19 protein-coding genes and 1 pseudogene are annotated in these 26,314 nt (G+C 61.5%); 10 read left to right on the top strand and 10 right to left on the bottom strand.

Features of this window, described 5'->3' with window-relative positions; all coding sequences use genetic code 11:
* Positions 1 to 47: 47 nt before the first annotated feature.
* Both infA and V5E97_RS12130 read right to left on the bottom strand, forming a co-directional pair.
* Positions 48 to 266 (bottom strand): translation initiation factor IF-1, encoded by a 219-nt coding sequence (infA, locus tag V5E97_RS12135; RefSeq protein WP_015248164.1) that lies wholly within the window; start codon positions 264 to 266, stop codon positions 48 to 50.
* A gap of 368 nt (positions 267 to 634) precedes the next feature.
* Positions 635 to 2,398 (bottom strand): NADPH-dependent assimilatory sulfite reductase hemoprotein subunit, encoded by a 1,764-nt coding sequence (locus V5E97_RS12130; RefSeq protein WP_406699582.1) that lies wholly within the window; start codon positions 2,396 to 2,398, stop codon positions 635 to 637.
* Positions 2,399 to 2,643: 245 nt separating this feature from the next.
* Here V5E97_RS12130 and V5E97_RS12125 point away from each other — a divergent pair, with 245 nt between their 5' ends.
* Both V5E97_RS12125 and V5E97_RS12120 read left to right on the top strand, forming a co-directional pair.
* A complete protein-coding gene (locus V5E97_RS12125; protein ID WP_406699581.1) occupies positions 2,644 to 3,162 on the top strand; it encodes a hypothetical protein in 519 nt (172 codons plus the stop codon).
* Entirely contained in the window at positions 3,159 to 3,656 is a 498-nt protein-coding gene (locus V5E97_RS12120; RefSeq protein ID WP_406699580.1) for a DinB family protein, read from the top strand. Before V5E97_RS12125 ends, V5E97_RS12120 begins: the two co-directional genes overlap by 4 nt.
* 3 nt (positions 3,657 to 3,659) lie before the next feature.
* On the opposite strand, the gene V5E97_RS12115 is transcribed toward V5E97_RS12120, so the two are convergent.
* On the bottom strand, positions 3,660 to 4,274 hold the full coding sequence (locus V5E97_RS12115; protein ID WP_406699579.1) for an ECF-type sigma factor: 615 nt from the start codon (positions 4,272 to 4,274) through the stop codon (positions 3,660 to 3,662).
* A gap of 79 nt (positions 4,275 to 4,353) precedes the next feature.
* The gene (locus V5E97_RS12110) at positions 4,354 to 6,306 is read right to left on the bottom strand and encodes a protein kinase domain-containing protein (protein WP_406699578.1); all 1,953 of its coding nucleotides are present in this window, start codon (positions 6,304 to 6,306) and stop codon (positions 4,354 to 4,356) included.
* A gap of 444 nt (positions 6,307 to 6,750) precedes the next feature.
* Between V5E97_RS12110 and V5E97_RS12105 the strand changes: the two genes are divergently transcribed.
* Together V5E97_RS12105 and V5E97_RS12100 are read left to right on the top strand one after the other, a co-directional pair.
* Positions 6,751 to 7,128, top strand: coding sequence for a hypothetical protein (locus V5E97_RS12105; RefSeq protein ID WP_406699577.1), 378 nt, complete (start codon positions 6,751 to 6,753; stop codon positions 7,126 to 7,128).
* Positions 7,129 to 7,265: 137 nt separating this feature from the next.
* Positions 7,266 to 8,570 carry a PP2C family protein-serine/threonine phosphatase gene (locus V5E97_RS12100; protein ID WP_406699576.1) on the top strand — a complete coding sequence of 435 codons (1,305 nt, stop codon included), beginning with the start codon at positions 7,266 to 7,268 and terminating at the stop codon, positions 8,568 to 8,570.
* 393 nt (positions 8,571 to 8,963) lie between these two features.
* Here the strand turns inward: V5E97_RS12100 and V5E97_RS12095 are convergent, their stop codons facing one another.
* Positions 8,964 to 9,497: a ChuX/HutX family heme-like substrate-binding protein gene (locus V5E97_RS12095; RefSeq protein ID WP_406699575.1), complete on the bottom strand. Its 534-nt coding sequence runs from the start codon at positions 9,495 to 9,497 to the stop codon at positions 8,964 to 8,966.
* Between the two features lie 97 nt (positions 9,498 to 9,594).
* Positions 9,595 to 10,710 (bottom strand): HD domain-containing protein, encoded by a 1,116-nt coding sequence (locus V5E97_RS12090; protein ID WP_406699574.1) that lies wholly within the window; start codon positions 10,708 to 10,710, stop codon positions 9,595 to 9,597.
* 367 nt (positions 10,711 to 11,077) lie between these two features.
* On the opposite strand from V5E97_RS12090, the gene V5E97_RS12085 reads away from it, so the two are divergent.
* Both V5E97_RS12085 and V5E97_RS12080 read left to right on the top strand, forming a co-directional pair.
* Positions 11,078 to 12,103 carry a hypothetical protein gene (locus V5E97_RS12085; RefSeq protein WP_406699573.1) on the top strand — a complete coding sequence of 342 codons (1,026 nt, stop codon included), beginning with the start codon at positions 11,078 to 11,080 and terminating at the stop codon, positions 12,101 to 12,103.
* Positions 12,104 to 12,631: 528 nt separating this feature from the next.
* Positions 12,632 to 13,999, top strand: a complete 1,368-nt coding sequence (locus tag V5E97_RS12080) for a cytochrome P450 (RefSeq protein WP_406699572.1) — start codon at positions 12,632 to 12,634, stop codon at positions 13,997 to 13,999.
* Positions 14,000 to 14,006: 7 nt separating this feature from the next.
* Here V5E97_RS12080 and V5E97_RS12075 read toward each other — a convergent pair whose 3' ends face one another.
* The gene (locus V5E97_RS12075; protein ID WP_406699571.1) at positions 14,007 to 15,074 is read right to left on the bottom strand and encodes a PA0069 family radical SAM protein; all 1,068 of its coding nucleotides are present in this window, start codon (positions 15,072 to 15,074) and stop codon (positions 14,007 to 14,009) included.
* A 312-nt stretch (positions 15,075 to 15,386) separates the two neighbouring features.
* Here V5E97_RS12075 and V5E97_RS12070 point away from each other — a divergent pair, with 312 nt between their 5' ends.
* Complete coding sequence (locus V5E97_RS12070; protein ID WP_406699570.1) at positions 15,387 to 18,389, top strand: sensor histidine kinase; 3,003 nt, start codon at positions 15,387 to 15,389, stop codon at positions 18,387 to 18,389.
* Positions 18,335 to 18,643, top strand: a complete 309-nt coding sequence (locus V5E97_RS12065; RefSeq protein WP_406699569.1) for a sensor histidine kinase — start codon at positions 18,335 to 18,337, stop codon at positions 18,641 to 18,643. The genes V5E97_RS12070 and V5E97_RS12065 overlap by 55 nt, the downstream gene beginning before the upstream one ends.
* A 215-nt stretch (positions 18,644 to 18,858) precedes the next feature.
* On the opposite strand, the gene V5E97_RS12060 is transcribed toward V5E97_RS12065, so the two are convergent.
* Positions 18,859 to 20,118, bottom strand: a complete 1,260-nt coding sequence (locus tag V5E97_RS12060; protein WP_406699568.1) for an alpha/beta fold hydrolase — start codon at positions 20,116 to 20,118, stop codon at positions 18,859 to 18,861.
* 350 nt (positions 20,119 to 20,468) lie between these two features.
* Here V5E97_RS12060 and V5E97_RS12055 point away from each other — a divergent pair, with 350 nt between their 5' ends.
* Positions 20,469 to 22,583: a carbon starvation CstA family protein gene (locus V5E97_RS12055; RefSeq protein WP_406699567.1), complete on the top strand. Its 2,115-nt coding sequence runs from the start codon at positions 20,469 to 20,471 to the stop codon at positions 22,581 to 22,583.
* Between the two features lie 494 nt (positions 22,584 to 23,077).
* Here the strand turns inward: V5E97_RS12055 and V5E97_RS12050 are convergent.
* Positions 23,078 to 24,654 (bottom strand): annotated as a pseudogene (locus V5E97_RS12050) (amino acid permease).
* Positions 24,655 to 24,774: 120 nt separating this feature from the next.
* On the bottom strand, positions 24,775 to 25,410 hold the full coding sequence (locus V5E97_RS12045) for a 3-keto-disaccharide hydrolase (protein ID WP_406699566.1): 636 nt from the start codon (positions 25,408 to 25,410) through the stop codon (positions 24,775 to 24,777).
* 206 nt (positions 25,411 to 25,616) lie between these two features.
* On the opposite strand from V5E97_RS12045, the gene V5E97_RS12040 reads away from it, so the two are divergent.
* Complete coding sequence (locus tag V5E97_RS12040) at positions 25,617 to 26,276, top strand: nitroreductase family protein (protein WP_406699565.1); 660 nt, start codon at positions 25,617 to 25,619, stop codon at positions 26,274 to 26,276.
* Positions 26,277 to 26,314: the final 38 nt, after the last annotated feature.

Raw genomic sequence — 26,314 nt, 5'->3', positions numbered from 1 at the left:
AGGCGTGATTCGGGCGGGGAGCGTTCCGGCGACGCAGGACCGCGTGGTTAGCGTTCCCGGTAGATGATCCGCCCCTTGGTCAGGTCGTACGGTGTGATTTCGATCGTCACTCGGTCTCCCGGGACGATTCGGATGAAATTCTTGCGCATCTTCCCGGCGATGTGCGCCAGGATGCGGTGTCCGCTCTCCAGCTCCACCATGAACTGTGTATTGGGCAGGGCCTCAACAATGCGGCCCTCGGTCCGAATCGGTTCCTCTTTGGCCACGCGGATCTCCTGCGACGACCGGCATCACCCTAGGTCGTGATCTGGGGGCATATCCATCCGGAATGAAGGGACGGCCAACTCGGGCAACGGACCCGTCGAAGATAATCTTCGTGGGTCCGGTGACGCGAGCGTGTGGCTCTGAACTCGTTCCCCTCGCCGGAACCATTGCGATTGCTGCGAGGACGCCGGTCGCTCGAACGTAGGCCGATGCCGATCGGAGGCGATCGCAATCAGCGGTTCGTCCTCATCGAGCGAACGCAGCGTCTTGACACGCGGTCGTAAGGATACTCGATCCCCGCCGTCTTGACTAGCAGTGAACTCGGGTAATCCTCCCGAGTCTCCCAAAGCGAGCGAACGCGGGGGCAAACTCAGGCTGGGCTGGGTTCACCCGCCAGTTCCTCGACCCCGATCCGAAGGCAGTAGTCGCCAAACGTTTCTTCGGCGAGCCGCTCAGCCTTAAAGCGGGCAAACACGACGGCGAGTTCGGGAACGACCCGATCGAACGGCACGTAATCCTTGAACTCGAGGTTGAGCCGATCGCCCAAGGTCCGGCCGGCAAGGAAGATTGTGTAGGTCCCAGGCCCAGGGGTACCGTCGGGATTCTTGCTCGCCGAGCGGCCCACCAGGCCGATGTCAGAGTTGTACGGCCGGGCACAGCCGTTCGGACACCCGGTCATCCGGACCGTGAACCGCTCGTCCTCGAGACCGAGTTTGGCGAGTTCGACCTCGAGCTGGTCCATGATCGTCGGCAAGGCGCGTTCGGACTCGGTGACGGCCAGGCCGCAGGTCGGCAGCGCCGGGCAGGCCATCGACCAGCGTCGGACGGTGGAAATCTGCTCGACCGTGGCGATCCCGTACTCTGCCAGGGTGGCCTCGATCTCAGCCCGCCAGGCTGGGTCGAGGTCGATCAGCATGATCGACTGCTGGCAGGTAAGCCGCCCCGGCACCTGGTATTTCGAGAACAAGGCGCGGAGGCCGCTGGCCAGGCGCAACGATCCTTCATCCTTGATCCGGCCGTTTTCCACCGGGAGACCGAGGAAGAGTTTGCCGTCCCCTTGCTCGTTCCAACCAAGGTGGTCGTCCACGTCCGTGATCGGCGCGTTCTTCGGGTCGGCGAGCGGCCGCCCGAAATATTCTTCGACCTTGGCCCGGAAGGCCGGGACCCCCCAGTCGTGAATGATGTACTTGAGCCGCGCCCGTTTGCGGTCGGACCGGTTGCCGTAGTCGCGGAAAACTTTGATGACGGACTCACCAAGCCGGATCATGTCGGCCCGATCGATGTAGCCGATCGGGACCGCCAGAAACGGGAACGTCTTCTGGGCGCTGGGCGTGGTGCCCATACCACCGCCGGCCAGGACGTTGTATCCGACCAGGGTTCCGTTCTCGACGATCGCCAGCAGTCCCAGATCGTTCGCCTGAACATCCGTACAGTTGTCGTCAGGAAAGGCAAACGCCGTCTTGAACTTGCGCGGTAGGAAGGCCTTACCGTAGATCGGCTCGGTGGGATCGTCGCCGGGGGTCGGCACCTGAATCGGCCCGGCGGGAGGCAGGAGCGGATTGCTGATCTTCTCGCCGTTGAACCAGATGTCCCAGTAGCTCGACGCACGCGGAGCGCAATGGGAAGCCCAGCTATCGGCGTCGGCCTGCATCGCCTCGTGGGCTGTGTCCCGGATTGGCGCGGGGCAACAGAGCACGTTGCGCTCGACGTCGCCGCAAGCTGCCAGCGTCGAGAGCAGCGACTCGTTGATTGTCCGAATGGTTGAGGGGAGATCCTGCTTCGCGACGCCGTGAAGCTGGAATTCCTGCCGCGTCGTGATCCGGATCGTGTTGTTGCCCACCGTCGTGGCGAGCTTGTCGATCGCCAGATATTGCTGGGCCGTGATCTTCCCCCCCACGACCCGGGTCCGGACCATGAACTGGAAACCCTTCTCCTTGCCCTCCCGCTTGAACTGCGTGCGATGGTCGCGATCGTCTTGCTGGTACGACCCGTGGAACTTGAGGACCGCCGCCGCATTTTCGCTGAAGTGAGTCTGCCCGTCGTGGACTTCCTCGGCGAGATAGGACTTCAAATACTGGCTGGCGATCTTGATCGCCTCGGACTTACTCGGCTTGGCTCCGCCGCTCGGCTCCATCGCGATCATTCTCCTCGACACCGGCCCGATCGTCTCTTGCTCTGGGGATGGTCGGGAAAGGTCAGTTTCTTAGTGAAGATAGTCAAGTACGATTCTATCCCTCGACCCGCTGTAAATCAACGGTTCTACGCTTCTGGTTCCGGGACGACAAGACGCGCCGGGATGGTTACGCTGAAGAGTCGTGAGGACAACATGATTTCCCCGCGACTGGATCGACGGGGGGCCTGCCTTCAATGATAACGCCGATGGCCGAGTATTCGCTGGAGGGTCCCAAGCCGGCGCGAATGTACGAAGTGATCTTGCCCAAGAAGCTGGGTTACTTTGGCAAGGTCCAGGAGGTTCTCGAGGACCTCTTCGACGAAGAGGCCATTCGCGCCATTCCGTTCGTCAAGCAGACGATCGCTCGCAACCGCGAGCACGATCCGACGTTCGACGAGGATTCGTGGATCAAAACGTTACGTCTCGCTTCTCGAGGCTACTCGATCTACGAGATGGATGGCCGTTATCTCTCTGCCAAAGCGGGACCAGTGGATGAGCGTGTTCTCGTGATTCGCTTCATCTTCCATAATCCAGGCGGTGTTGCCGACCCCAAAACCGACTTCCTCGCGGTGTCGCTCGAAGTGATCAATCACCTCGTGGCCCACCGCTTTGCCACCGAACTCGGTGTTGAGGAAGAGATCTGGTTCCTTGAGTACAACCACACCCAGCTTGCGATCTGGCGCAAGCGACAATCCGAGAATACAATCGAGGAGAATGGATCTTGAGCGACCCTACGTCTGTGATCGACCGCTACGCCGAAGGGGGTCCTTTGCTTCAGTATGCCACCGCGGGGTTCCCCTCGGAACAGGAAGCGACGCGGGTTGAGCCGGGACTTTGGAGCCTCTCCGAACTCGTGGCCCACTTGCTCGACGCCGACCTGGTCCTTGCCGACCGGATGAAACGGGTGATCGCCGAGAAGGACCCCGTGCTCCTGGCCTTCGACGAAAATGCCTGGATCGAACGGCTCGACTCCCGGTCGATGCCGATTGAGGAGGCCGCCGCTCTCTTCGCGGCGAACCGACGCTGGATGACCCGGATCCTCCACAACTGCGCGGAGGCCGACTTCGCGCGAACCGGCCAGCATTCGGAGGCCGGACGCATGACTCTCGCTGAACTGGTCGCCAAAACGATCAGTCACCTCGATCACCACCTCACCTTCCTCTATGCCAAGAGGGCGGCACTGGGGTCAGCCGTTCTCCCTCGATACACAGCGCGGTGATCCTCATTCGTCGAGCCAGGTGCGGCGAATCAACTCGAGCTTGTTGGCCACGGTTCGCAACGAGCATCCGAGCTTCAGGCGGATTTCTTCGTTGGTGTAACCTTCCATTTTCCAGATGGCGATCCGGCGGAGCGTTTCGTCACCCAGGAGGTTGAGGAGCCGACGGTGCTCGTCGGCGACCATGACGGCAAACTCCGGGCTCGGTTCGGAACCGACCATCTGGTCGAGGCCACCGAGCCCCTCGTCGGCGATGGGGCCGGCAAGGGTCGATTCGCCGACAACCCGGCCGCCGCCCCGCTTTTGGCGTCCCTCCCGCTGCATCTGGTCCACTGCTTTTCGCGCCGTGATCACGACGAGGAGCTTCCAGAGGTCGTCCCGGTCGGCGAGTTGCGGGAACCGGCCGAGTGCGGCCCCGGCGCAGAGGCTGTCGAAAGCACTCAGAGCGGCGTCTTCCTCATCTTCGATGATTCCAGGTCGACGCGACGCGCGAAGCTTGGCGCGGGCCACGTGGACCAGTTTATCGAAATAGCGGTCCCAGAGCTTTTGCGCCGCGGCTTGATCGCCCGCCTTGAGGTTGCCAACCCAGATAGAAACCGACCCCTTATCCTCTGTAGTCATGCGATCTCTCTCAACTTCCCGCCCCTGCCACGCCAACAATGAGAACGGTCGTGACCGAAGCGGATACGCTCTGGATTTCTCAGGGTGACGCTGATGGCTCGCCCTCGTTTGGGGGCAAAGAGAGGGTGATGGTCTCAACATCCGAATCGTCGATGGTTTCGGAGAGGACTCCTTGGGGCGCCGCGGGCTGGCGACGTGCGTGTTCGACGGCGACCGCGGCCGAGGCTGCCAGAGAGGCAAGCACTTCTTCGTCAACGACTTCGAAGGCGCCCCCTCGCTTGTTGAGGACCTGGAAGACGCCGAGGATCCGGCCGTTCTGGCCGGTCATCGGGAAGGTCAAAAGGTTCCTCGTGCGATATCCGCTGCGCTTATCGATCTCGGGGTTGAAGCGAGGATCGGCGTAGGCGTCGGGGATGTGGATCGTTTCCCCGGTGACCGCGACCGTCCCGGCGATCCCGACGCCCAGGGGGACGCGGATCTCGCCGACTGTCGAGTCGATGGTGAGCTTGGACCAGAGCTCGCCACGTTCGCGATCGATCAGGTAGATCGTGGCAAGCTCGGCGTTGGCGACCCGACAGGCGGTTTCACCGAGCAGGAACAGTAACTTATCCACGTCGTTGATCGTCATGAGCCGACGCGTCATCTCGCCCAGAAGATGAAGCCGCTCCGCATGCCGTTCGGCGGAGAGTTGCTGCTGAGCCAACTCCCGCAAGGCCGACTGGAGCCGCGCATGGTGCCAGGAGCCTCCCGCGAGCAGTCCAAGGACGGCGACGGCGCTGACGACCAGGGCATTCGAGGCCCAGACGCCCACCAAGAGCCCGATCGTGGCCACGGTCCCTGACCCAGCGAGCACGGCCCGCACCGGTTGCCGTCGGCTCCACCGCATCGCCCGTTCGAGCCGGCCGGCGGGCTGGGCGGCGATCGGCGCTCCCCCCAGGAACGCGTGCAGGTCGTCGGCCAACGCCTCGGCGCTCTGGTATCGACGTGCCGGTGCTTTCTCGAGACATTTCAGGCAAATGGTTTCGATGTCCCGGGGCAGCTTGGTCCGCAGGCGTCCGGGGGGAACCGGGTCCTGGTTCAAGGACAGGAGCAGCGTTTCCAGCGCCGTGGCGGCCAGGAACGGCGGCACTCCGGTAAGCATCTCGTAGAGGGTGGCGCCCAGAGCATAGACGTCGGCGAGCGGGCCGAGTTCGCGGCCATCGCCTCGGGCCTGTTCCGGAGCCATGTAGGCCGGAGTGCCGACCAGGGTTTCGGACCGCGATGGATTCACCGAGCTGACTCCGGTGACGATCTTGGCCAAACCGAAATCCGTGATCTTGGGCTCGCCGCTGTGAGTCAGAAGGATATTGGCTGGTTTGATATCACGATGGACAATTCCACGTTCATGGGCCACATGGGTGGCGCGTGCCAGGGTCTCGATGATCTGGGCGGCCTGCCGGACGGGGAGAGGGCCGCCGCCGAGCTTCCGGGCCAGGCTCCCTCCCTCGACGAACTCCATCGAGAAGTAGGGGAAGCCATCACGTTCGCCGATTTCATAGATCTGAACGAAGTTCGGATGCGAAAGTCGGGCCACGGCCTGGGCCTCGGTCCGAAAGCGCGCCAATGACTTGGGGTTGGTATGCGACTCGGCGAGAATCATCTTGAGCGCGACGATCCGGTCGAGCTTGACTTGCCGGGCTCGATAAACGACTCCCATCCCCCCGCGGCCAATCTCCTCGAGGATCTCGAGTTCGTCCCCCGCGTGGGGGACCTGGGACCCGGGAACGGGCTGGGCGAGCGTCTTGGAACGAATGGTCAGATCCTTGTTCGGTACCTGGCCTTCGGTATCTTTGTGGGCATAGTGCTCCAGGAGCGCAGCGAGTTCGGCGCGGAGGGTGGCTCGTTCTTCGCCCGAGGTCTCGCCGAGATAATCATCGATTGGTGGCGTCTCGCCCGCGCGCAAGAGATCCTCGAACCGGTCGCACACCGCGATCATACGCCGGAACTGCGAAAGCGGCAGAGCGGGACGGGCCGCTGGGTCGGCCGGGTTCATGTTGAAAAATCTCGAGGCTGACAATCGGACCGAAGCGGAGCGGGCCACCAACGATGGCAGGTCATGACTGATACTTAAGAACGTACCGTCCTCCACCCCGGATGTCGATGAGACGCCTTGAACAGAGCCACGGGCGAACCATCCTCGGCCACTTCCGACAAGCGCCCTGGCAAAGTCAACCTCGTTTCCGCAGTCGGATGAATGAGGTTGCATGGGGAACGAGGGATTGCTACCATTCTCGCTCGATCATTTGTATTGGGGGATTGTTCTCTCCTATCCCGCCTCGTCTTGTTTCTCGCCTTAAGTTCTCTGCCAACCCGTCCGCTCGAGCCGTCTCGGCCTCCCCTCGGGCGGGTGATTCACCCCCGCGACGGCACTGGTTACGTCCCGCTCGCTTCGCCAGGTCGACGGGATGGCACGACGCACCCTCGTGGAAAGGCATCCATGCTGAATTTCAACATTAATCTTACCAGCCTTGCCATTATCCTTTGGTCGGGAATGCTGATCATCGCGGGATCGATCTGGGTTCTGGCATCTCAGGTGAGAAAACTGGCCGATTTGTTTGAAGATCAGGGACGTGTAACCTCGACCACAGCCACAGCCACGACCACCCAACTCGTAGAGTCCGCTTACGAGACGAGGCTGGCGGGAACGGCGGCTCGGACAACGAGGCGAGGCACCTCCGTCGGCATTCGGAGCGCGGGGCGGACCGGTGTTGCGGGCGTGCGCGGCCAGTCACAGTTGGCGTCGGTCCGTCGCGAGGCGAATGTCCTGAGCCGGGTCATCGCCACGGAAGTGCCGGACGAACGCACGAATTCGTGAGCGAAACCAGCTCGACGCAGGGATCGCAGTCGGGTCGATCGGTGTGATCAGTTGCCGGCCACCTTACAATAGAGCCGTCACCGGGCTGGACAATCTCGTCCTCTCGCTCAAGTGCTCCACGATCTGGGGACGGCACCATGGGAATCGACCCGCAAATCGCCGAGCCGGGGCTCCGGAGCCTCGACTGGCGAAAGCGACTTGATGTCATCGTTGAGACGATGCGCGAGATGAGCCTTCAGACCGATCCGCAGGCCATGGTTCGCGCCTATGCGAAGCGGATCCGCCAGCTCATGCCCGCCGATCGTCGGGTCGCATTGAGTCGACGGGGCCTCGAGGCCCCTCAGTATCGGATCACCCGGGCCAGCCAGTGGACCGAGGAGATCAACCCCTGGACGGAGAAGCACCGGCTGCCGCTCCTGGAAGGGGGACTGCTCGGCGAGCTGCTCTACAGCGATCAACCGCAAATCATCGACGACCTGCAGGTTGATCCCGACGATCCGGCCGCCAGCTATTTGATGGGGCAGCGGTCGCTGATGGCCATCCCCCATTATGACGGGGGGACGGCGCTCAACATGATCGTGTTGATGCGTCCCTCCCCGAACGCATTCGATCGGGATGATTTTCCCGAGCAGGTCTGGATGAGCAACCTGTTCGGCCGGGCAACGCAAAACCTCGTCTTGGCTGAGGAACTCAAGCGCGCCTACGGCGTTGTCGACCGGGAACTGAAGCTGGTTGCCGACATTCAACGCTCGCTTCTCCCGAAGACGATTCCGCCCATTCCGGGTCTTGGCCTGGCCGCGTCCTACCAGACCTCGCAGTGGGCCGGCGGCGACTATTACGACTTCTTCCCTCTGTCCGACAACCGTTGGGGGATCTTGATCGCCGACGTCAGCGGCCATGGCACTCCCGCCGCGGTCATGATGGCGATCACCCATAGTATCGCCCACGCCGTTCCCAACTTCCCCGATCCCCCCGCCACCATGCTCCAACACGTCAACCAGCAGTTGGCGACGCTCTACACGACCAACAACGAAGCCTTTGTCACCGCCTTTTACGGAATCTACGACCCGGCCAAGCGCACCCTCACCTACGCCAACGCGGGGCACAACCCGCCCCGCCTCAAGCGGTGCGAGGACGGTTCGGTCATCGCGCTCGATAATGTCGGCAACCTTCCCCTCGGCGTCATGACCGATGTGGCCTACGATCAATTCACCCAGGCGCTCCGCCCTGGCGACCAGATCGTCTTCTACACCGACGGAATTACCGAAGCCACGAATCCGGCGGGCAAGATGTTCGATACCGAGCGTCTCGACGAAGCCCTGGCCAATTGCCACCTCGATGCCAACGGCCTGATCGAAGCAGTCCTCGACGCCGTCGAACGATTCACGGCCGGCGAACCCGCGGCCGACGATCGCACACTTCTTGTCGCCAAGGTCTCCTAGATCCGGCCGATCCGGATGCATCTACGAATAAACTAATGCTATCTTTTCAAGACAGGCATGGTTGCTGATCAATCAGCCGACAGAATCCGATTTTTCTCGTAGGGTGGGCACGGCCCACCATCCCGATCTCCTTGTTCAAAAGGAGGTTAAGATGGTGGGCCGTGCCCACCCTAGAATTTTTAGGCCGAAGATGATGCCATGGCCGATCGCGTTGACGTAGGGAGAAACGGGTTCGGCAAAGCTTTACTAGGGAATTACGACCGGGCCGGAAATCCAACGCGATTCTCGCCCAGTCGCGGATCGTTGATTATTTTTTCATGGCAGGTAGGCGTTCGCCTGCCTCTCCCGTTGAGAGAGTGGCAGGTTGAAGCCGACCCTCCGAAAATCGGATGATCAGTCCGCGTCCGCCGCGAGGCGCTTGGCCAGGGAATGGAATGCCGCGATCGTTTCTTTGGGGACGTCGGGAAAGCTTTCCCAGAGGAAGGCTTTGAACGCGGCATCACCCGAGCGATCGAAGAACTGGAACGAATAGGTCGCGGTGGTGGTGTCGTGGCCCCACTTCTCGATGGCGAAGACATCGGCGATTTCTTCGTGGAGGATGTGCATGTCGAGCGTGTCGGTCTGCACGTTGAAAAAGGGACCGGCGTCGGAGAAACCGCCGAACGTGCCGACCGACTCAATGACCGCGGCGCGACTGCGGACGAAGACGCGCATCGTCCCAAGCGCCGGGAGTGCTTCCAACAACTCGCGGAACACCCCCTCGCGGAGCCGGACGATCGGCCATTGGCCGACCAGGGCGTCGACCACGGACTTTTCGGTGACGCCGAACTTACGGGCCGCCATCATGGTCATCCGCGACCGGTCCTTTTGGAAGTAGTCGCGAATTGATTCGGTGACGTCGGCTGTCGGCTCTGAAGTCGCGTCCATGGCAGGAATCTCTCGATGGGGTGGAATCCCGCAGAACCATTGCGAGAATGCTCGCGAGGTTCAGCGGGTTCTTCCTTCACCCTACTGAGATCGGCCGTCATTCGTCCAGATCGTCTTCGTCGGCCATCTGGCGGATGTACTCCAGGGCTTCCGAGACCTCGCAGACCACCGCGCCGGGCTGGCGGCCCTTACTGTCGAGCTCACGAAGGAGCATGAGGTCCTCGAAATCCTCGGATTGCTGGAGCCGGACGCGTTTGCGGGCACCGAGGGTCCCGTTCACATACGCCAGAGCGTCCATGTGATGGGCAATCAGAGTTTCAGTGCGCTCGGAAATCGTGCCTTCGAGGGCTTGCAGGCCGGCCAGCACATGGTCGCCGGGGTCGATCGCCTTGCCGACGTCGTGCAAGAGTGCGGCGAGCAGGAACTCCTCATCATACGATCGCTCCTGACGGGCCAACTCGAAGACTTGCAGGCTGTGATAGAGCGCGTCCCCCTCGGGGTGATATCGCGGATTCTGCTTGACCCCTTCCAGCGGGAGGAGCAAGAGCCGATAAAGCTCGAACCGGTCGAGATGATCCTCCACCCGCTCGACTTCGCGGTCCAGGTCGAGTTCGGGGTTCTCCGAGCGCAGGAAGGCCTCGAGCTCGGCGATCGAGGCACGCTCGATCGCCTGGCCGGTGATCGAGCTCTTGAAAACGTAGTGGGCCTTGTCCTCGGGATAGAGCGTGAGCTCGTACGGGTAACGATCGTCAATGTGAATATGAGTAAAGAGGCGTTCTTCACCGTATTTCACAATACGCTTGCGCTCGACCTCGTAGGGTAACGCGAGGTCGTCGAGGGTGTCGGTCACGATCGATTGGCTGTCGGCAAAGATGTGAATATCGATGTCGGAACCGTGGCGGACGTGCCCGGTCCAGACGCTTCCGATCAGGCGAGGCCGGAAGCGGGTGAGCTTGCGCATCAGGCGAAGCGCTTCGATCCGCATGTCGAGCAAGTGCTCGAGGCGTTTCTCCCCCTCGTGCATCCGGGCCATCGCCTGGATCTGGTCGCGAATCTCGCGGTTCGACGGCAGGTCGGCCGGCCGGTATCGATATTCGACACCGAGCTGCCGGGCGGCTTTGCGTTTGGCGGTGAAGTACTCGGTTTCGAACCGCTGATACATGAGCTGGGCGGCAAGAAAGGCGATTTGCCGCCGGATCCGATCATCAGCCATGGTGAGATGGTGCGCCGTTTTGGCCCATCAATGCGGCGCTGGGCTGGGGCCGGGCAAGCCAGTTGCCGCCGACCCTGCTTTCTCTTCGCAAAACAAGAAAAACGGAAACCGAGTCCAACATAGCATCGGCCAATGTAACAGGTCAACCCGAACGCGTCCGCCCTGTCTTCTTGCTGATCCGGTGGATTCGCTAGGCCTCTCATCCTCCGTCTCGAAGGTGCCTGGCCGGCCGCCCCCACCCTTGTCAAATGTCGATTTCATCGTTGAACTGGAACCGAGTTCAAGCTGAAGTTCGAGTTATCGCTGAATGACGGACTTCGATTCCCCGGTCTCTGCTCGACACGTCCTCAAGTTTGGATAGCAATTCATGAAACGTTACGCATTCATTTACTATTCTAATGAGACGTCACTGGGGCTTCGGCGGCGACAACTCGTCGCGGAGCGAATCGAGCAACTTCGGCTAAGCGGCGAGGAACTTGCCAACGCTATTGCGGATCGGGTTGAGGGGGATTTGCTCACTTTCCCCCAGACAACTTACCGACAGGTTGTCGAAATCGAGCGATTATTACGCGATCAAGGTGTCGCGGCTCACCTTGCCGGGGCCGTCGTTTTCCATAACGAAACGGCAAGTTGCGGATGGTATGAGGTCTTGCGTGCAGGCGAATACCAGTCCTCCAAAGAACCCTTCCGTGGTGCGACGGCGAACCATGAGTTGCTCGAAGCAAGCCCGCTCTCCAGCCCGATCGCTTTGAGCGCCGCCCTTGGCGAGGTAGCCAGACATTTCCTGCCCTCAGATCACGAATTCATTCTGATAACGCGGTCGCACGGCACCGATGTCATGGCGATCACACCGGCTCTCATCGAGGCCACACTCGACCGAGCCATCGCTGGGAACGCGAAGCCGGACGGGACGCTCGACGATTCGACCGAGCCGCTCCCGCTCGATTCGGATTCAAGCAACCTTGGGGTGTACGATTTGGGGCGGTATTTTTTAGGCGCATTCTACGGAATCGGCGGGAAAGGCATGGTTCTGGGCGGGCCAGATGAGGCCAAGGTGGGCGTCGGCATTACCAAGGAGAAGTATCTGGACCTCCTTGAGGATTCCGGGAACGATCTTGCGATGCACTACAGCCTGGTGTTCATGGATAGCTGCGGGAGCGAGATTCCTCGCGAACTCTCCCGCGAGGTTCCGCGAAACATCCGGCACCTCTACGGCTCAACTCAGGAGGGACTTCGATACGAAGCTCCCGAATATGCCCTGCTCGGGACGGAGATTGAGGTCGGGGGCCAGCCGAACGGTATCGTCGCGGCGATGCAACACCTGCTGGAGCGAACGCCCAACGTGACACGTTTCGTTCTTGGCGAGGGAACCGAGCGACGCAGGTCGCTTTGAGGCCGGGGATCGCTCGCATTGATCGAGAGGGCGATCGCAAATGATCGCCTTCTCCACATGTGTCAAAAGAACCAGCCGATGCGAAGTTCCAAAGACAGACGAAAAACCCCCGGTAGCGTGGCGACAGTCTCCCTGTTTTCAGCAACAATCAAATCGCAAATACATCGCAGCCAATAATCATAAATCATCTTTTCGAGTGACTTCTACTATCCACAAGAGGTCCCAGCAACGCAAACAGCGCATCCGCAGAGACCTCCAGAATCCGCTGGAGGTTCCCGGCCATGCGGCTTGAGGCAACGACCAGCCGGTGAGTCACCCGATCGCAAGCTCGGGGTTTCTCACGCCGGCGGCTCGCGGAGCACATTGCGGGATCCGGGCTGACTTCGTAGAGTGAGAGTTCCTGGGCAAGAGGGCTCTGAGCAGACCTGAATTGCCCCACCACTCACTAAAACTTCAGAGCTTCATGAAAAGCCGGACATGCGCAACCCACATGTCTCGTGCTTCCATAATATCAAAGAGATTGAATTCATGAGTGCGGCACTGACGGAACGAGTTGAGTCTCCCCCTGGTCCGAAGGGAAATTGGCTATCCGGCAACTTGCCGGCGTTTCGTCGCGATCGGCTCGGCTTCTTGACCGAGTGTGCTCGGACCTATGGCGACGTCGTGGCGTTTCGGCTCGGGCCAAGGAAGATGATGATCGTCAATCATCCGGACCTGGTCGAGGAGGTCTTGGTCACGAATAATCGCCACTACATCAAGCACTTTTCGCTCCGGATGACCGAGAAAACGCTGGGCAATGGTCTTCTCACCAGCGAGGGGGACTTCTGGCGCCGTCAGCGTCGGCTGGCACAGCCGGCGTTCCACCGCGAGCGGATCGCCGCGCACGCGGAGGTCATGGTCGCGTTCACCGAGCGGATGCTACAGCATTGGCACGACGGTGCGGTCTACGACGTCCAGGAAGAGATGATGCGGTTGACCCTGGAGATTATTGCCAAGACCCTGTTCGACGCCGATGTCTCCGGTTCGTCGGCCGATCTCAGCGCGGCGATGGAGACGGTTCTTCGCTGCTTTACCGCACGTGTCAATACGCTGATTCGCCTGCCTTACTTTATCCCAACTCCCAACAACGTTCGGCTCGCTCGCGCGGTCAAGCGACTCGACGCGATCATCTTTGAGATCATCGCCCGCCGGCGTGCCTCGGGTGAAGACCGGGGGGATCTCCTCTCGATGCTCCTGAACGCCCAGGACGAGAACGACGGCGATCGGATGACCGACCGTCAGCTTCGCGATGAGGCGATGACTCTCTTCATGGCGGGCCACGAGACGACCGCCAACACGCTGACATGGGCCTGGTACCTGCTCGCGCAACACCCCGAATCCGAGGCTCGGCTCCATGAGGAACTCGACCAGGTACTTGGCGATCGGGCACCCACGCTGGCGGATCTCCCGCGTCTGCCATTCGCCGAGCATGTGATCACCGAGTCGTTGCGGGTCCATCCGACAGTCTGGCTCGTTGGCCGGGAGGCGATCGTGCCGACCGTGGTCGGGGGATATCGGGTGCCGGTCGGGACGACCGTTTACATGAGCCAATGGGTCGTGCACAGGGATCCGCGGTTCTTCGATGATCCCGAGTCGTTCCGGCCCGAGCGCTGGCAGGACGGGCTCATGAAGCGGATTCCCCGCTACGCCTATTTTCCGTTCGGCGGTGGGCCGAGGATCTGCATCGGCAACAACTTCGCCATGATGGAGTCTGTCCTTCTCCTGGCAACGATTGCGCAACGGTTCCGGTTGGGATTGCAGCCGGGGACGAAGGCCAAGCTCATGGCCACGATGACGCTCCGAGCCGACGGTGGGCTTCCGATGGTGGTTTCGTCCCGACGCGGATTGAGCACCTGAGCTCTCGTCAATCGAAGAAGGAGAGTTGCTTGGCCCCCGGCTTCCGGAACGACTCGGTCGAGAGGGGCGTGCTCCGTCCCTCGAGGCCGGCCTTGCGGCAGGCGAGCGCGAACATCTGGGCGATCATCTCGGCGAACTCGCCCTGGCCACGCATCCGAGTCCCGAACTGAGGGTCGTTCAGCCGCCCGCCACGAAGCCCTCTGATCCGCTGGAGGACCTTTTCCTTGCGGTCGGGGAAGTGGCGTGTGAGCCAGTCTTCGAAGAGTGGGCCGACCCCGAGCGGGAGCCGGATCGGAGTGAAGCCGGCGAACTGGGCACCGGCCTGGGCCGCGGCGGCGACGATCGCCGGCAGTTCGTGGTCGGTCAGCCCTGGGATGACCGGGGCGACGAGCACCCCCACGGGGACGCCGGCCGCGGCCAGTTTCGCGATCGCCGACAACCGAAACTCAGGAATCGAAGCGCGAGGCTCGAGCGCTCGGGCCAGTCCGGCATCGAGCGTGGTGACCGAGAGGAAGACGGCCGCCGCGCGGTGCCTGGCTAACTCGGCCAAGAGGTCGAGGTCGCGGGTCACCAATCGGTTCTTGGTGACGATCACGACCGGATTGCGAAACTCCACGAGCACTTCCAGGCAGCGTCTGGTGAGCCGGAGCCGACGCTCGACCGGCTGGTACGCATCGGTCACGCCGCTGAGAGCGATCGGCTTGGGCTTCCATCGCGGTGAGGAAAGCTCGCGGCGGAGCAGCGCAGGCGCATCCTCCTTGACCAGGATCTTGGTCTCAAAGTCGAGACCCGCCGAAAACCCAAGAAACTCATGAGTTGGCCTGGCATAGCAATAAATACAGCCATGTTCACATCCACGATATGGATTGAGGCTGGCATCGAAGCCGATGTCGGGGCTGTCGTTGGCGGCAATGATCGTCCGGGACGCGTCTTTCAAAAGCTGGGTACTCGGAGCCGGGATCTCATCGAGATCCCCCTCGGTCGGCTCGACCTCGTGCCAGCACGTCTCGAACCGGTTGGGTGGGTTATCGACAGCTCCTCGACCGTGGAGCGTCGGTCGCTCTTGGTGGTGCATCGTCTTGACTCCTCTCCTCAGCCGATCATACCATACAAAAGTACAGAGAGAAGTCGATCGAGGGGAGATTCGCAACAGTCGGTGAGGCCTCGGTGGAGGGGCGTTGCTGGATTCGCCGGAGCCAGGGGATCGCATCTGGTTTGAGGGTCGAAGTGGCTTGAAACTCGGCCTGTTCCAAGACTGGCGTCTTGTGACAGACGTGGCTAAAGTTTAGTTTTGATCAGTGGTCGCCGATCGATCGGCAGGCGGCGCACTCTGCTGCGCGAACAGAGAATTGGGTTGGTCGAGGCACGCGAGCGCTGAGGGGCAAACATGGCATCACGAGAATTGCGCGCCGGCCCCGCGCGCCGAACCTGGGTGGCCGGTTTCGCCGTGATGACTGTGGTCCTGCTGGTTGGAGGCCACTGGTACTACCGGCAGGAAACGGAACGAATCCACCAGGCAGAGTACCAGGCGCTCGCCGCCATCGGCGAACTGAAGTCCGGGCAGATTCGGCATTGGAGGAATGAGCGTCTCGCTGATGCCACGGTGTTGGCAAGGGACCCATTCCTGATCGAGACGGTACGCGCGTCGTCTCGAGATCCTGCTACTCCGCTTCCGCTCGCTCGACTCCAGGCCATCCTCGATATCAGAGTCAAGGTTTATGGGCATTCCGACGCCCTCTTACTGGCTCCGAATGGGAAGGTCCTGGTCGCGGTCAAGAAGGCCCAAGTGCCGACAAGCGAGGCGAGACGGCGGGCCATCGCATTGGCCCTCGACAGTCAGGGGCCTGTGCTGTCCGACCTTTACCTTGGCTCCGACGAGTTGGTTTCGATCGACGCTACCCAAGCGGTGCGGGATGCCGAGGGGACCCCGCTGGCGATCGTCATTCTCTGCACCAACGCACAAACTCACCTGTATCCGCTGATCGAGGCTTGGCCGACGTCGCGCCGAAGTGCCGAGTCGCTTCTGATCCAGCGGGATGGCAAGGATGTTCTCTACCTGAACGAACTGCGTCTTCAACCTCACAAGCCCTTGACTTTACGCGTGCCTTGGGCCCGCAAAGAGGTTCTCTCCGCGAATGCGACGGCCGGCCAAACGCTCGAGTTTCAGGGCAAAGACTACCGCGGCGATGTTGAGGTGCTGGCCAACCTGCGTCCCATTCCCGGATCACCTTGGTTCCTGGTGACCAAGGTCGATGTGGACGAAATCCTCACCGAAGCGCATTACCGGGCCTTCGTCATCAATCTCACCGTGGCCCTCTTGATCCTGCTGGCAGCGGCAGGGACAGCGTTTTTGAATCGGCGAAGACAGGCACGCGTCTACCAGGTTCTCTATGAGTCGGAGCACCGGCAGCGGGAGGACCAGGAAGCCTTTCGTACGGTTCTCTATAGCATCGGCGACGCCGTCGTCACCACGGATCACTGGTGTCGAGTGCGAGGGATGAACCGGGTGGCGGAACGACTCACCGGTTGGACCGAGACGGAAGCGCGAGGCAAACCCCTTGAGGAGGTTTTTCGGACGATTGACGAGTCCACTCGTGTGGCCGCGGAAAACCTGGTGATTTCGGCGCATCGCAACGGCCAGTCGGTGGGATTGTCCCAGCGAACCTTGCTCATCGCCCGCGACGGGACGGAACGACCCATCGCGGAGAGCGCTGCGCCGATACGCGATGACAACGGTGCTGTCGGCGGCATGGTGCTCGTCTTCAGTGATAAGACCGCGGAGCACGCGGCCCTGAAGGCGCTGCGCGAGAGCGAAGAGCTCTTTCGCATGGCCCTAGAGAACTCCCCAATCGTCATCTTTCAGCAAGACCGGGAGTTGCGCTACACCAATATTTTCAACCCGACCCCCGGCGTGTCCGCTCAAACGTTGGGGAAAACCGACGAAGATCTCTTCATCCCGGAAGATGCCGCCCGCCTTACCGCAATCAAACGGAAGGTGCTGACCACCGGGATTTCGTTTCGTGATTCCTTGCTGGCCACCATTGATGGCAAAAGTTACTTCTTTGATACGTCAGTGGAGCCGCTTCGAGATGCCGCGGGGCGAATTCTCGGCATCACGGGCACCTCGATGGATGTCACGGAACGGAAGCTGGCGGAGATCCGGCTCGCCGAGAGCGAGCAAAGCTACCGTGATCTCTTCGAGAACTCGGTCACGGGCATCTCGCAGGCACTACCGGACGGGCGGCTGCAACGAGTCAACCGAGCGTGTTCGCTGATGTATGGCTACGCGAGCTCGGAGCAGATGATTCGTGAAGTGGTCGATATCGGCCGGCAACTCTACGCGTATCCGGAAGAGCGGACCGAAATGATGAGGATTCTCGCCGTGGAAGGTGAGATGAAACCTCGCGAGTTCCTCATGGTCCGCCGCGACGGAACGCGTTTCTTTGTCCTTCTCGCCGCACGACAACTGAAGGATGCCTACGGTCGGCTCATCTGCCTCCAGCATGTGCATATTGACATTTCCGAACAAAAGCAGGTCGAGGCCGAATTGCGGGCGAGGCAGGACCAACTTCACCACGCCCATCAGATTCTTGATTCTCACATCCAAAACTCGCCTCTGGCGGCAGTGGAGTGGGATCGTGACTTTCGAGTCATCCGCTGGTTTGGCCGGGCCGAGCGGTACTTCGGCTGGACGGAGTCGGAGGTGTTGGGGAAACGTCCGGACGAATGGAAGTTTATCCATGAGGATGATGCGGCCGCCGTCGCGAAAATGTTCGAAGGGCTTGTTGCCGGCACCGTGCCTCGGATTGTGTCTCTCAATCGAAACTACACACGGAGCGGCGCAATCATCGAATGCGAGTGGTATAACTCCTCGCTGTTCGACGAACATGGCCAACTTGTCTCGATTCTTTCACTGGTCCTTGACGTCACGGAGCGGCAACGGGCGGAGCGGGGGCTTCGTGAGTTATCGGGCCGGCTCCTGCATCTTCAGGACGCGGAACGCCGCCGGATTGCCCGCGAGTTGCACGACAACACAGCTCAAAATCTCGCCGCGATCCACATGAACCTGGGAATCCTGGAACGGGGGGCGGCGTCTGATGACGCACGGCGTCTGCGTTTGTTAGCCAACTGCGAAAACCTGATCACCCTGAGTATCCAGGAAATCCGGACCCTGTCCTACTTGCTCCACCCCCCCCTGCTCGATGACTTTGGCCTTGTCCACGCAATGCGCGAGTACGTCGAGGGATTCGCGGAGCGGAGTGGGATTCAGGTGGCCTTGGACGCGACCGAAGCCTCAATCAGGCTCCCGAAGCCATCGAGACGGCGCTGTTCCGCGTGCTTCAAGAAAGCCTGGGCAACGTGCATCGCCACTCGGGCAGCTCTGTGGTGAGCGTTCGCCTCGTACGTGACGAAGAGCAAGTCTGTCTGGAAATCCGGGACGAGGGGCGTGGACTGCCGGCCAACTTGGTGACCGCCGCGGGTACTCTTGTGGGCGGCGCGGGCGTGGGGCTGCCTGGCATGAGGGAACGCATGCAGCAATTGGGTGGACGCCTGGAGCTCGCATCGGGCTTGCCTGGGACGCTGGTTCGGGTCACGCTCCCGATCAAGCCACCTGGGCCGCCGGATCTCCATCACACATTTTGAAATCTCGATTTTCAAATTCCTCAAATCAAGAAAAAGAGGCGAGGCAGAGAGCTGACGCGCTCCGCTCGCCTTGAAGTCTTGGACGCTCTCTGCGTCCTCGGCTTTCGAGGGCCAGACGACGCGGAGCGTCGGGGACGGCATTCCCACGGGGGACCGTGGGAACGAGGGGGATTGCTTAGTTCCATGGCGGGTTTCTGACGGAGGATTTGCGACGATCAGCGAGCCGCGGGGGGTTGTTGGCCGGCAAGCCAGCGGGCGATCACGGGGTAGGTCTGTTCGCGGGAATTGAGGCCGACGAGGCTGTCATCATGGCCGGCGTTGATCGGGAGCCCTTGCGACTTGCCAAAGATGAAGAGTGTCTTGTCGGCCGAGCCAATGTGGTCGTATAGGTAGCGCTGAACGATCGGCGGAGCAAAACTGTCCTGCTCACCGCAACTGATGAAGACGGGAACCTTGACGTTCCCAATGGCACGGGCGTAGTTGAATTGCCCCTTTGCATCAACGAGCTCCCCTTTATTAGCCAGGAGCATGTACTGCTGCATCAGGCCAATGGCTGGGACGTCGGTGGCCCAGCCGGTCAGGGCTTCGTAGATTTTCGGGTGGACGTTCTGCGAGTTGAAGAAGAGGTTGTTCACGCTCGTCCGCGTCTGGGTCATCACTTCCTTGCTGTTCCACTGGCCGGCGAGCTGGAGCTGGCGTTTGGTGAGCATCTCGGTGAGAAACTGAATCGCGACCTGCCCCTCGGGCATGGTCACCTGGCTCCCGACCGTCACGAGCCGCCCGATCCCTGGGTTCTGGTATCGGGCGAGGCAGCCCAGAGCGACGATGCCTCCCATCGAATGGCCAACCCACGCAACCTCGGCCGCACCGGTGTGGCGGCGGACCAACTTGACCAACGCGGGGACGTCGTAGGCGATGTGATGGTCCATCGTCCAGTTGGCGTACTTCGGTTCCAGCGTGGCGAAGCCGGTCGCGCCGAGCTGACCAGGGTTCAGCCGGCGCATGGCGGAGCCAATCAGGGTGGCCGGAGCGTCGTCCAGGTTCCAGACCCATTTATGGCTGAGGCCGGAGCCCCGTAGGTTCACCGCCCAGACGTCGAAGCCGAGCTGCGACAGGTATTGCGCAAAGCTGCACGAGGGGTCGAGGTCCCAGAACTGGGCGTTATAGGTCAGGCCGTGGCAGAGGATGACCGGCAAGACGCCGGGGCGTGGCGCCCCGGTCGGCTTGTAGCGATGGGCCACGAGCGACCAGCCATCGGCCGTTTTGACGACGAAAGGCTCACCCGCCTGGGCCGTGGGAGAGGGAGGAGTAAAGGGGGTCGTCAGGGCTCGTTGCAGGTTTTTCGGCGCGACCACTTGGCGGAGTCGGTCCCCCGCGGCGCGTTCGAGGAACTTACCCAGGTCGTCGGCCCGGCCCTGGGACGACGCGGCGAGTACACCAACTACTACCCAGAACGCGCGGAGTTGCCCTGGCATCGCGATGCCTCCTTGTATCTCCTCGGGGAACCGTCCCAATGATTCCCGGTTCGCGCTCCTGGCTGAGATTCCCGAGCGCGAGCGACGTAATACCAGATTTCTCAAGTTTGCGACAGGCGGTTTGAAGCGCGGTGGAACGATACGGGGCGGACGCGGCGGGTTCGAGGTCATTTCTGGCCCGTGGGGATATCAACGAACCTGCGGTGTTGTTCTCCCCGAAGTTGCCATTCCGTCTTGGGAAAGCTTTAATGGACCATGGACCGCCCTCATCCGCCTCGGCGGCCTCCCCCATTGTTGATTGCGATCGTACCTCCTACCGGATTCTCGAAACTTCGGAGATCGGACCCGCGATGACCGTTCATGCGATGCCGGTGATGCTTGGCGTCCTGGCCATCTTGGCCGTGGCCTACCGCTACTATAGCGCCTTCCTGGCAGCACGAGTCGCGGCACTCGACGACTCGCGGACGACCCCCGCGCATCTCCAATACGACGGCCAAAACTTCCACCCCACCAATCGCTGGGTCCTCTTCGGCCACCACTTCGCGGCCATCTCCGGAGCAGGTCCGCTGATCGGGCCGGTCCTGGCGATCCAGTTCGGCTATATGCCGGGCCTGATCTGGCTGATCGTCGGCGTCTGCCTGGCGGGGGCGGTGCAGGACATGATGGTGCTGACCGCGTCCGTTCGTAGCGGCGGCCAGAGCCTCGCCGGCATCGCGCGGGCGCAGATCGGCCCGGTCGCCGGCGCGGCCACCACGATCGCGATTCTCTATATCATCATCATCGCCCTGGCCGGCCTGGGCATTGTGGTCGTCAAGGCACTCGGCGGCGAAGAGGTGCCCATGAAGGCCGGCACCAAGCTGGTCTATCCCGCCGACGCGGCGTTCATCAAAGAAATCAAGCAAGGGCAGCCGACGATCTACCCCGTCCCCCCGAAATCGACCTACCGGTTCGGCGAGACAGCCGACGAGGAGATGACCTTCCAGGAGCCATTCCGCCTCGCGGTTCCCTCCGGCTCCTGGCTCACGGGCGATCCCAACGGGGGCGGCTACGTCTTGCCCAAGGATACCAAACGGCTCGTGCCGGGCAGTTCCTGGGGAACGTTCACGATCGCCTGCACGATCCCGATCGCCCTCTTCGTGGGCTGGTATATGTACCGCTTCCGAAAGGGAAAAGTCGTGGAGGCCTCGATCGTCGGCGCGATCGCGGTCCTGGCCGCCACCGTCGCCGGGGCCTGGATCCCCGAGTCCAATCTCCGCCCTTTCTTTGAGCTCTCCCGCAATCAGACCATCGGCGCGATCGCCGCGTACGGGTTCATCGCCTCGGTCTTGCCCGTCTGGCTCCTGCTCTGCCCGCGCGATTACCTTTCCAGCTTCTTGAAGATCGGCACGATCGGCTTGCTCGTGATCGGCGTCGTCGTCGCCAACCCGACGCTGGAAGCGCCGATGGTGAACACTCACTTCCAGAACGGCGGCGGCCCCTACTTCGATGGGCCGATCTTCCCGTACGTCTTCATCTGTATCATGTGCGGCGCCATCTCGGGCTTCCATGCCCTCGTTTCCTCGGGCACCACGCCCAAGATGATCGACCGGGAATCCGATATCCGGATGATCGGTTATGGCGCCATGCTCATGGAAGGGCTCGTAGGCATCGTTGCCCTGATCGCCGCGGCGGCCCTGCCGAACTCAATGTATTACGACATCAACATTGACCTCGCCAAACGTCCCCAGTTCGCGCAACAACTCAAAGCGATGGAGGTCGATCATCATGGCCATGGCGGCGACTCAAGTGAGCTCGTCACCATGGAAAAGAACGTGCAAGAGTCGCTCCACGGCCGGACCGGCGGGGCCGTGACCCTGGCCGTCGGCATGGCCCGGATCTTCTCGCGGGCGATCCCGAACATGGATTGGCTGATCAAGTACTGGTATCACTTCGCGATCATGTTCGAGGCCCTCTTCATCCTGACCACGATCGACACCGGGACCCGGATCGGCCGATTCCTGGTGCAGGAGTTCCTCGGCAAACTCTGGAAGCCGCTGGGAGACCTTGACTGGCTTCCCGCCTCGATGCTGGCAACGTCGTTGGTCGTCTTCGGCTGGGGTTACTTCATCTGGTCGGGTTCGGTCGAGACAATCTGGCCGATGTTCGGCATGGCGAACCAACTCCTGGCGGTCATTGCGTTGGCAATCGCCACCACGGTGCTCGTCAACTCGGGCCGAAGCCGCTACGTCCCGGTGACCTTGCTCCCGCTCCTGTTCGTGGCGATCACCACGACGTCGGCGGGGTATTACGAGATCACAGGCAAGTTCTACAAGATGATCGAGTCCGGCGCGGTGCTCCGAGGCTGGCTCAACATCGGCCTGACGCTGATGCTGCTCGCCTGCGTTTCGGTCATCCTCATCTCGGCGATGATCCGGTGCGTCTCGGGCGTGAAACCCGTGAAAGCCGAGGCTGAAGTGGAGGTCTGAGGAGAACGGGTGCAAAGGCAGGGCGGCAGGCCGACTCGCTCGGAAATTCTCGCTCGCCCTGATCAAGGCGAGCGGGGAGCCTGGGCTCCCTGTTTTTTTCGATGATCCGCAGCAGGGCGAGGATCGCCAGGAATTTCCGGGCCGGTCGAATCCGTAGCACGACCGGTCCGGTCCTATTCCCTCGGACCATGGCACACCCTCGGATTCTTCCCCGGCGGGTGGGGCCGCAGAGCGGCCAGAACGGCATTCCCACGCAGAGCATGGGAACGAGTTTCTCCCGCGAATTTCGGCCTCCGAGGCAGACAGACGGCCCGGTTTTCTTGCGGCAGACTCAAAATCTTCGGGGCTTTCGCACTGTCGCGGAGCGTTGTTTTATTGGGTGCACGGCCTAGCCGATGGACCGAAGACAGGGAGCTCACGCTCCGCTCGCCTCGGAGATCCCTTCACTTCGATCCGCAAGGCGCGGATCGAAGGAAGGATGAGACTCCAAAGAGTCAGACCAGTTCGTTGTCCACGGAAACCGTGACGGGTTTTTCTTGGCCGAGCCGGCTGTGGTGCATTCCATACAGGAAGTAAATCGCCAGGCCGAGCCCCATCCAGACGATCAGGCGGATCCAGGTATCCAGCGGCAATCCCGCCATCAGGACGAGGGCGAACAAAGCCCCCAGGGGAGCCGTGACCCAGACGAGCGGCGTCTTGAACGGGCGCTCGATGTCCGGCTGGGTGATCCGCAGAACGAGGACGCCCACACAGACGACGGCGAATGCGAACAGCGTCCCGATCGAGACGAGTTCACCCACGATACTGATCGGCAGAACGGCCGAGGCGACCATGACCACCATGCCGGTAATAATCGTCGTGATGTAAGGGTGCCGTACTTGGGGTGGAGCCTCGACACAAACTCTGGCAGCAGGCCGTCACGCGACATCGAGTAGAAAATCCGCGGCTGGCTCAACAGCATGACCAAAATCACCGAGCTGAGTCCGGCGATTGCGCCGAGCTTCACGAGCGGCGAGAGCCACTTGAGGCCAATCGCATCCACGCCGACGGCGATCGGATCCGGTACGTTGAGCTGCTTATAGTTCACAACCCCCGTCAGCACGAACGAGACCAGGATATAGAGAATCGTACAAATCACCAAAGACCCGAGAATGCCGATCGGCATGTCACGCTGCGGGTTCTTGGCCTCCTGGGCCGTGGTCGACACCGCATCGAACCCGATGAAGGCAAAGAAGACGACCCCCGCACCGCGGAGGATGCCACTCCAGCCGTAGACCCCAGGGCCTTCGTTGGGGGGAATGAACGAGCCACCCCAGTTGTCCGTCGAGACGAATCCGATCCCGGCGGCGATGAACAGGAGGACGATGCCGACCTTGATCACCACGATCACGTTGTTGACGCGGGCCGACTCCTTGATCCCGAACACGAGCAACGTCGTCACCGCCGCGACGATCAACATCGCGGGAACGTTGAGATACGCAGTGGATTGGGCGAACGAACTCCAGTCCACCTTGTTTACTTTGAGGACGTTCTCGACCCCGGTGAGCGACGTCCACCCCGAAGCCAAGTGCAACTTGGCGGCAATCGCGTCGGGGATGTTGATCATCTTGGTCCCGGGCGCATTGGCAAAGTGCGGGGGAATGTTGATGCCGATGTTGTGGAGAAAACTGACAACGTATCCCGACCAGCCGATCGCCACGGTGGTGGCGCCTAGCGAGTATTCGAGAATGAGGTCCCAGCCGATCAGCCAAGCAATGAATTCGCCCATCGTTGCATAAGCGTATGTATAGGCCGATCCACCAATCGGGACAGTGGAGGCCATTTCGGCATAGCAAAGCCCGGCGAAGGCGCAGGCCACCCCCCCCAGGACGAACGAGAGCGCGATCGCCGGTCCGGCATTGGTCGCCGCCGCGGTCCCGGTCAACACGAAGATCCCTGCCCCGATGATCGCGCCAATGCCGAGCATGGTCAGGTCGAATGCCGTCAGCGACCGCTTCGGTCCCTCCTTATCGCTCGCCTCCGCTTCGGCCTTGAGGGAGGCCATCGATTTTCGGACAAACAGATTCGCCATCATCACCTCTTCAAAGAATTGCGTCGCGTTCCGAAACTGGCTCTCCCCTTCGGGACGAGCGACGGGCAATCCCGCGCTCGCCCAAAGTGCTCCCCATCATAATCGCTTTTCGATGACCGATCACTTCGAGTCGGGCAGTTCCATGACCTCAACCTTGCGAATCGTCACCTTGCTCCCCGGGTCGTGCTGCTGGAAAGCAAAGTGGCCCTCTTTCCAGCTCCGGTTGTGGTCGAGGAACTCATAAAGCACCTCGCCATTGACCGAAACCTTGATCGACGTGACGATTTTGCCCCGGTAATCCTTGTCCACCACCTCCACCTCCTGGGTGAAGAACGTGTCGGGGCGAACAAGCTCCTTATACACATGCACAAACGTATAAACCGAGCCGGTCTTGATCGGATCTTTATGGGTACTGTTGACCTGGATCTCGTATCCCTTGGAGAACGTTGATTCCTTGGGGGTCCGGACATACATGCCCGAGTTGCCCTGGTCGTTGATCTTCAGTTCCGCGCGATAACGGAAGTTCTTGTAGTGCCCCTTGGGGCTGAAGAGCATCGACTGCGCGCCCGAACCCTCGATTGCGCCGTCCTTAACCACCCAGTGGCTCGTCCCCTTGCCGGCAAGCTCCAGCGCGGTCCAACCTTCGATTGACTTGCCGTCGAAGAGCGAGACCCATTCCGCTTCACCAGCGCAGGCGAAGCCCGGCGCAATCAGACCCAGGACTAACCAGCAGCTACTCCGAAGCAGTCGGTTCATGCAAGGCGTCCCTTCAAATAAACGGGTGGAGGCCGTAAATTCCAACAGCGGAACGCATCCCACTCGATCTCGGACGGGATCAGCGGAACGTTCCCCCAGGCAAGGCGAATCTTAAGCGCCGAAGGTGGCGTGTGGCTAGGGGTTAGTGGTGAAATGGGGGACGAGTCAGGTTTGGATTTCGGTGCGAAGAGTTGAGCGTCGTTCCCATGGATATCGAAACAGGGCCGTTGGTCCTCGAAGTGATTGCCCGGCGGCGAACGGTTCGCCGCTTCGATCCGGCGCGCCCATTGGCCGACGACCTTGTGAGGCAAATTCTCCACGCGGCGACGCTCGCCCCCTCGGATGGCAACTTACAGCCCTGGCGTTTCCTGGTCGTCCGGAGCGAATCCAATCGACGCAAGCTTCGCGGCTGTGCCTTCCAGCATCCGCGCGTGGCCGAGGCCCCTGTCGTGGTGATCGTCCTGGGCTACCACCATCCCCACCGCAGCCATCTCGACGCGATGCTTGCTCGTCAACTCGCCCTGGGAGCGATCACCCTTGCGGAGCAAGCCGAGATGCGTGCCAGGACGGCGCGGGCGATGGATCGAAGGGACGACTTGCCTCACTGGGCGACCCGCTCGACGATGCTCGCCGTGGCCACGCTCTTGATGGCCGCCGAGTCGTTGGGGGTTGGCTCAGCGCTCATGGAGGCGTTTGAGGCAGACAAGCTCAGGGACGCGTTCGGGATCCCGGACGACCACACGGTTTGCGGCCTGGTGGCGCTCGGCTATGCCGCCCGAGAAGAGTCGTTTCCCGGACGCTTCGAGTTGCCGGAGGTCTGCTTCGAGGAGCATTTCGGCCAGCCCTGGACGATCGACGAACCTTGACGTGCGCGGTCGCTGGACCGGGCCCGACGCGCCGAGTA

It is taken from the genome of Singulisphaera photorubra, assembly GCF_045290345.1.
Classification (GTDB): Bacteria; Planctomycetota; Planctomycetia; order Isosphaerales; family Isosphaeraceae; genus Singulisphaera.
Note: the sequence above shows the minus strand (reverse complement) of the source record. Positions and strands in the feature narration are given on the sequence as shown.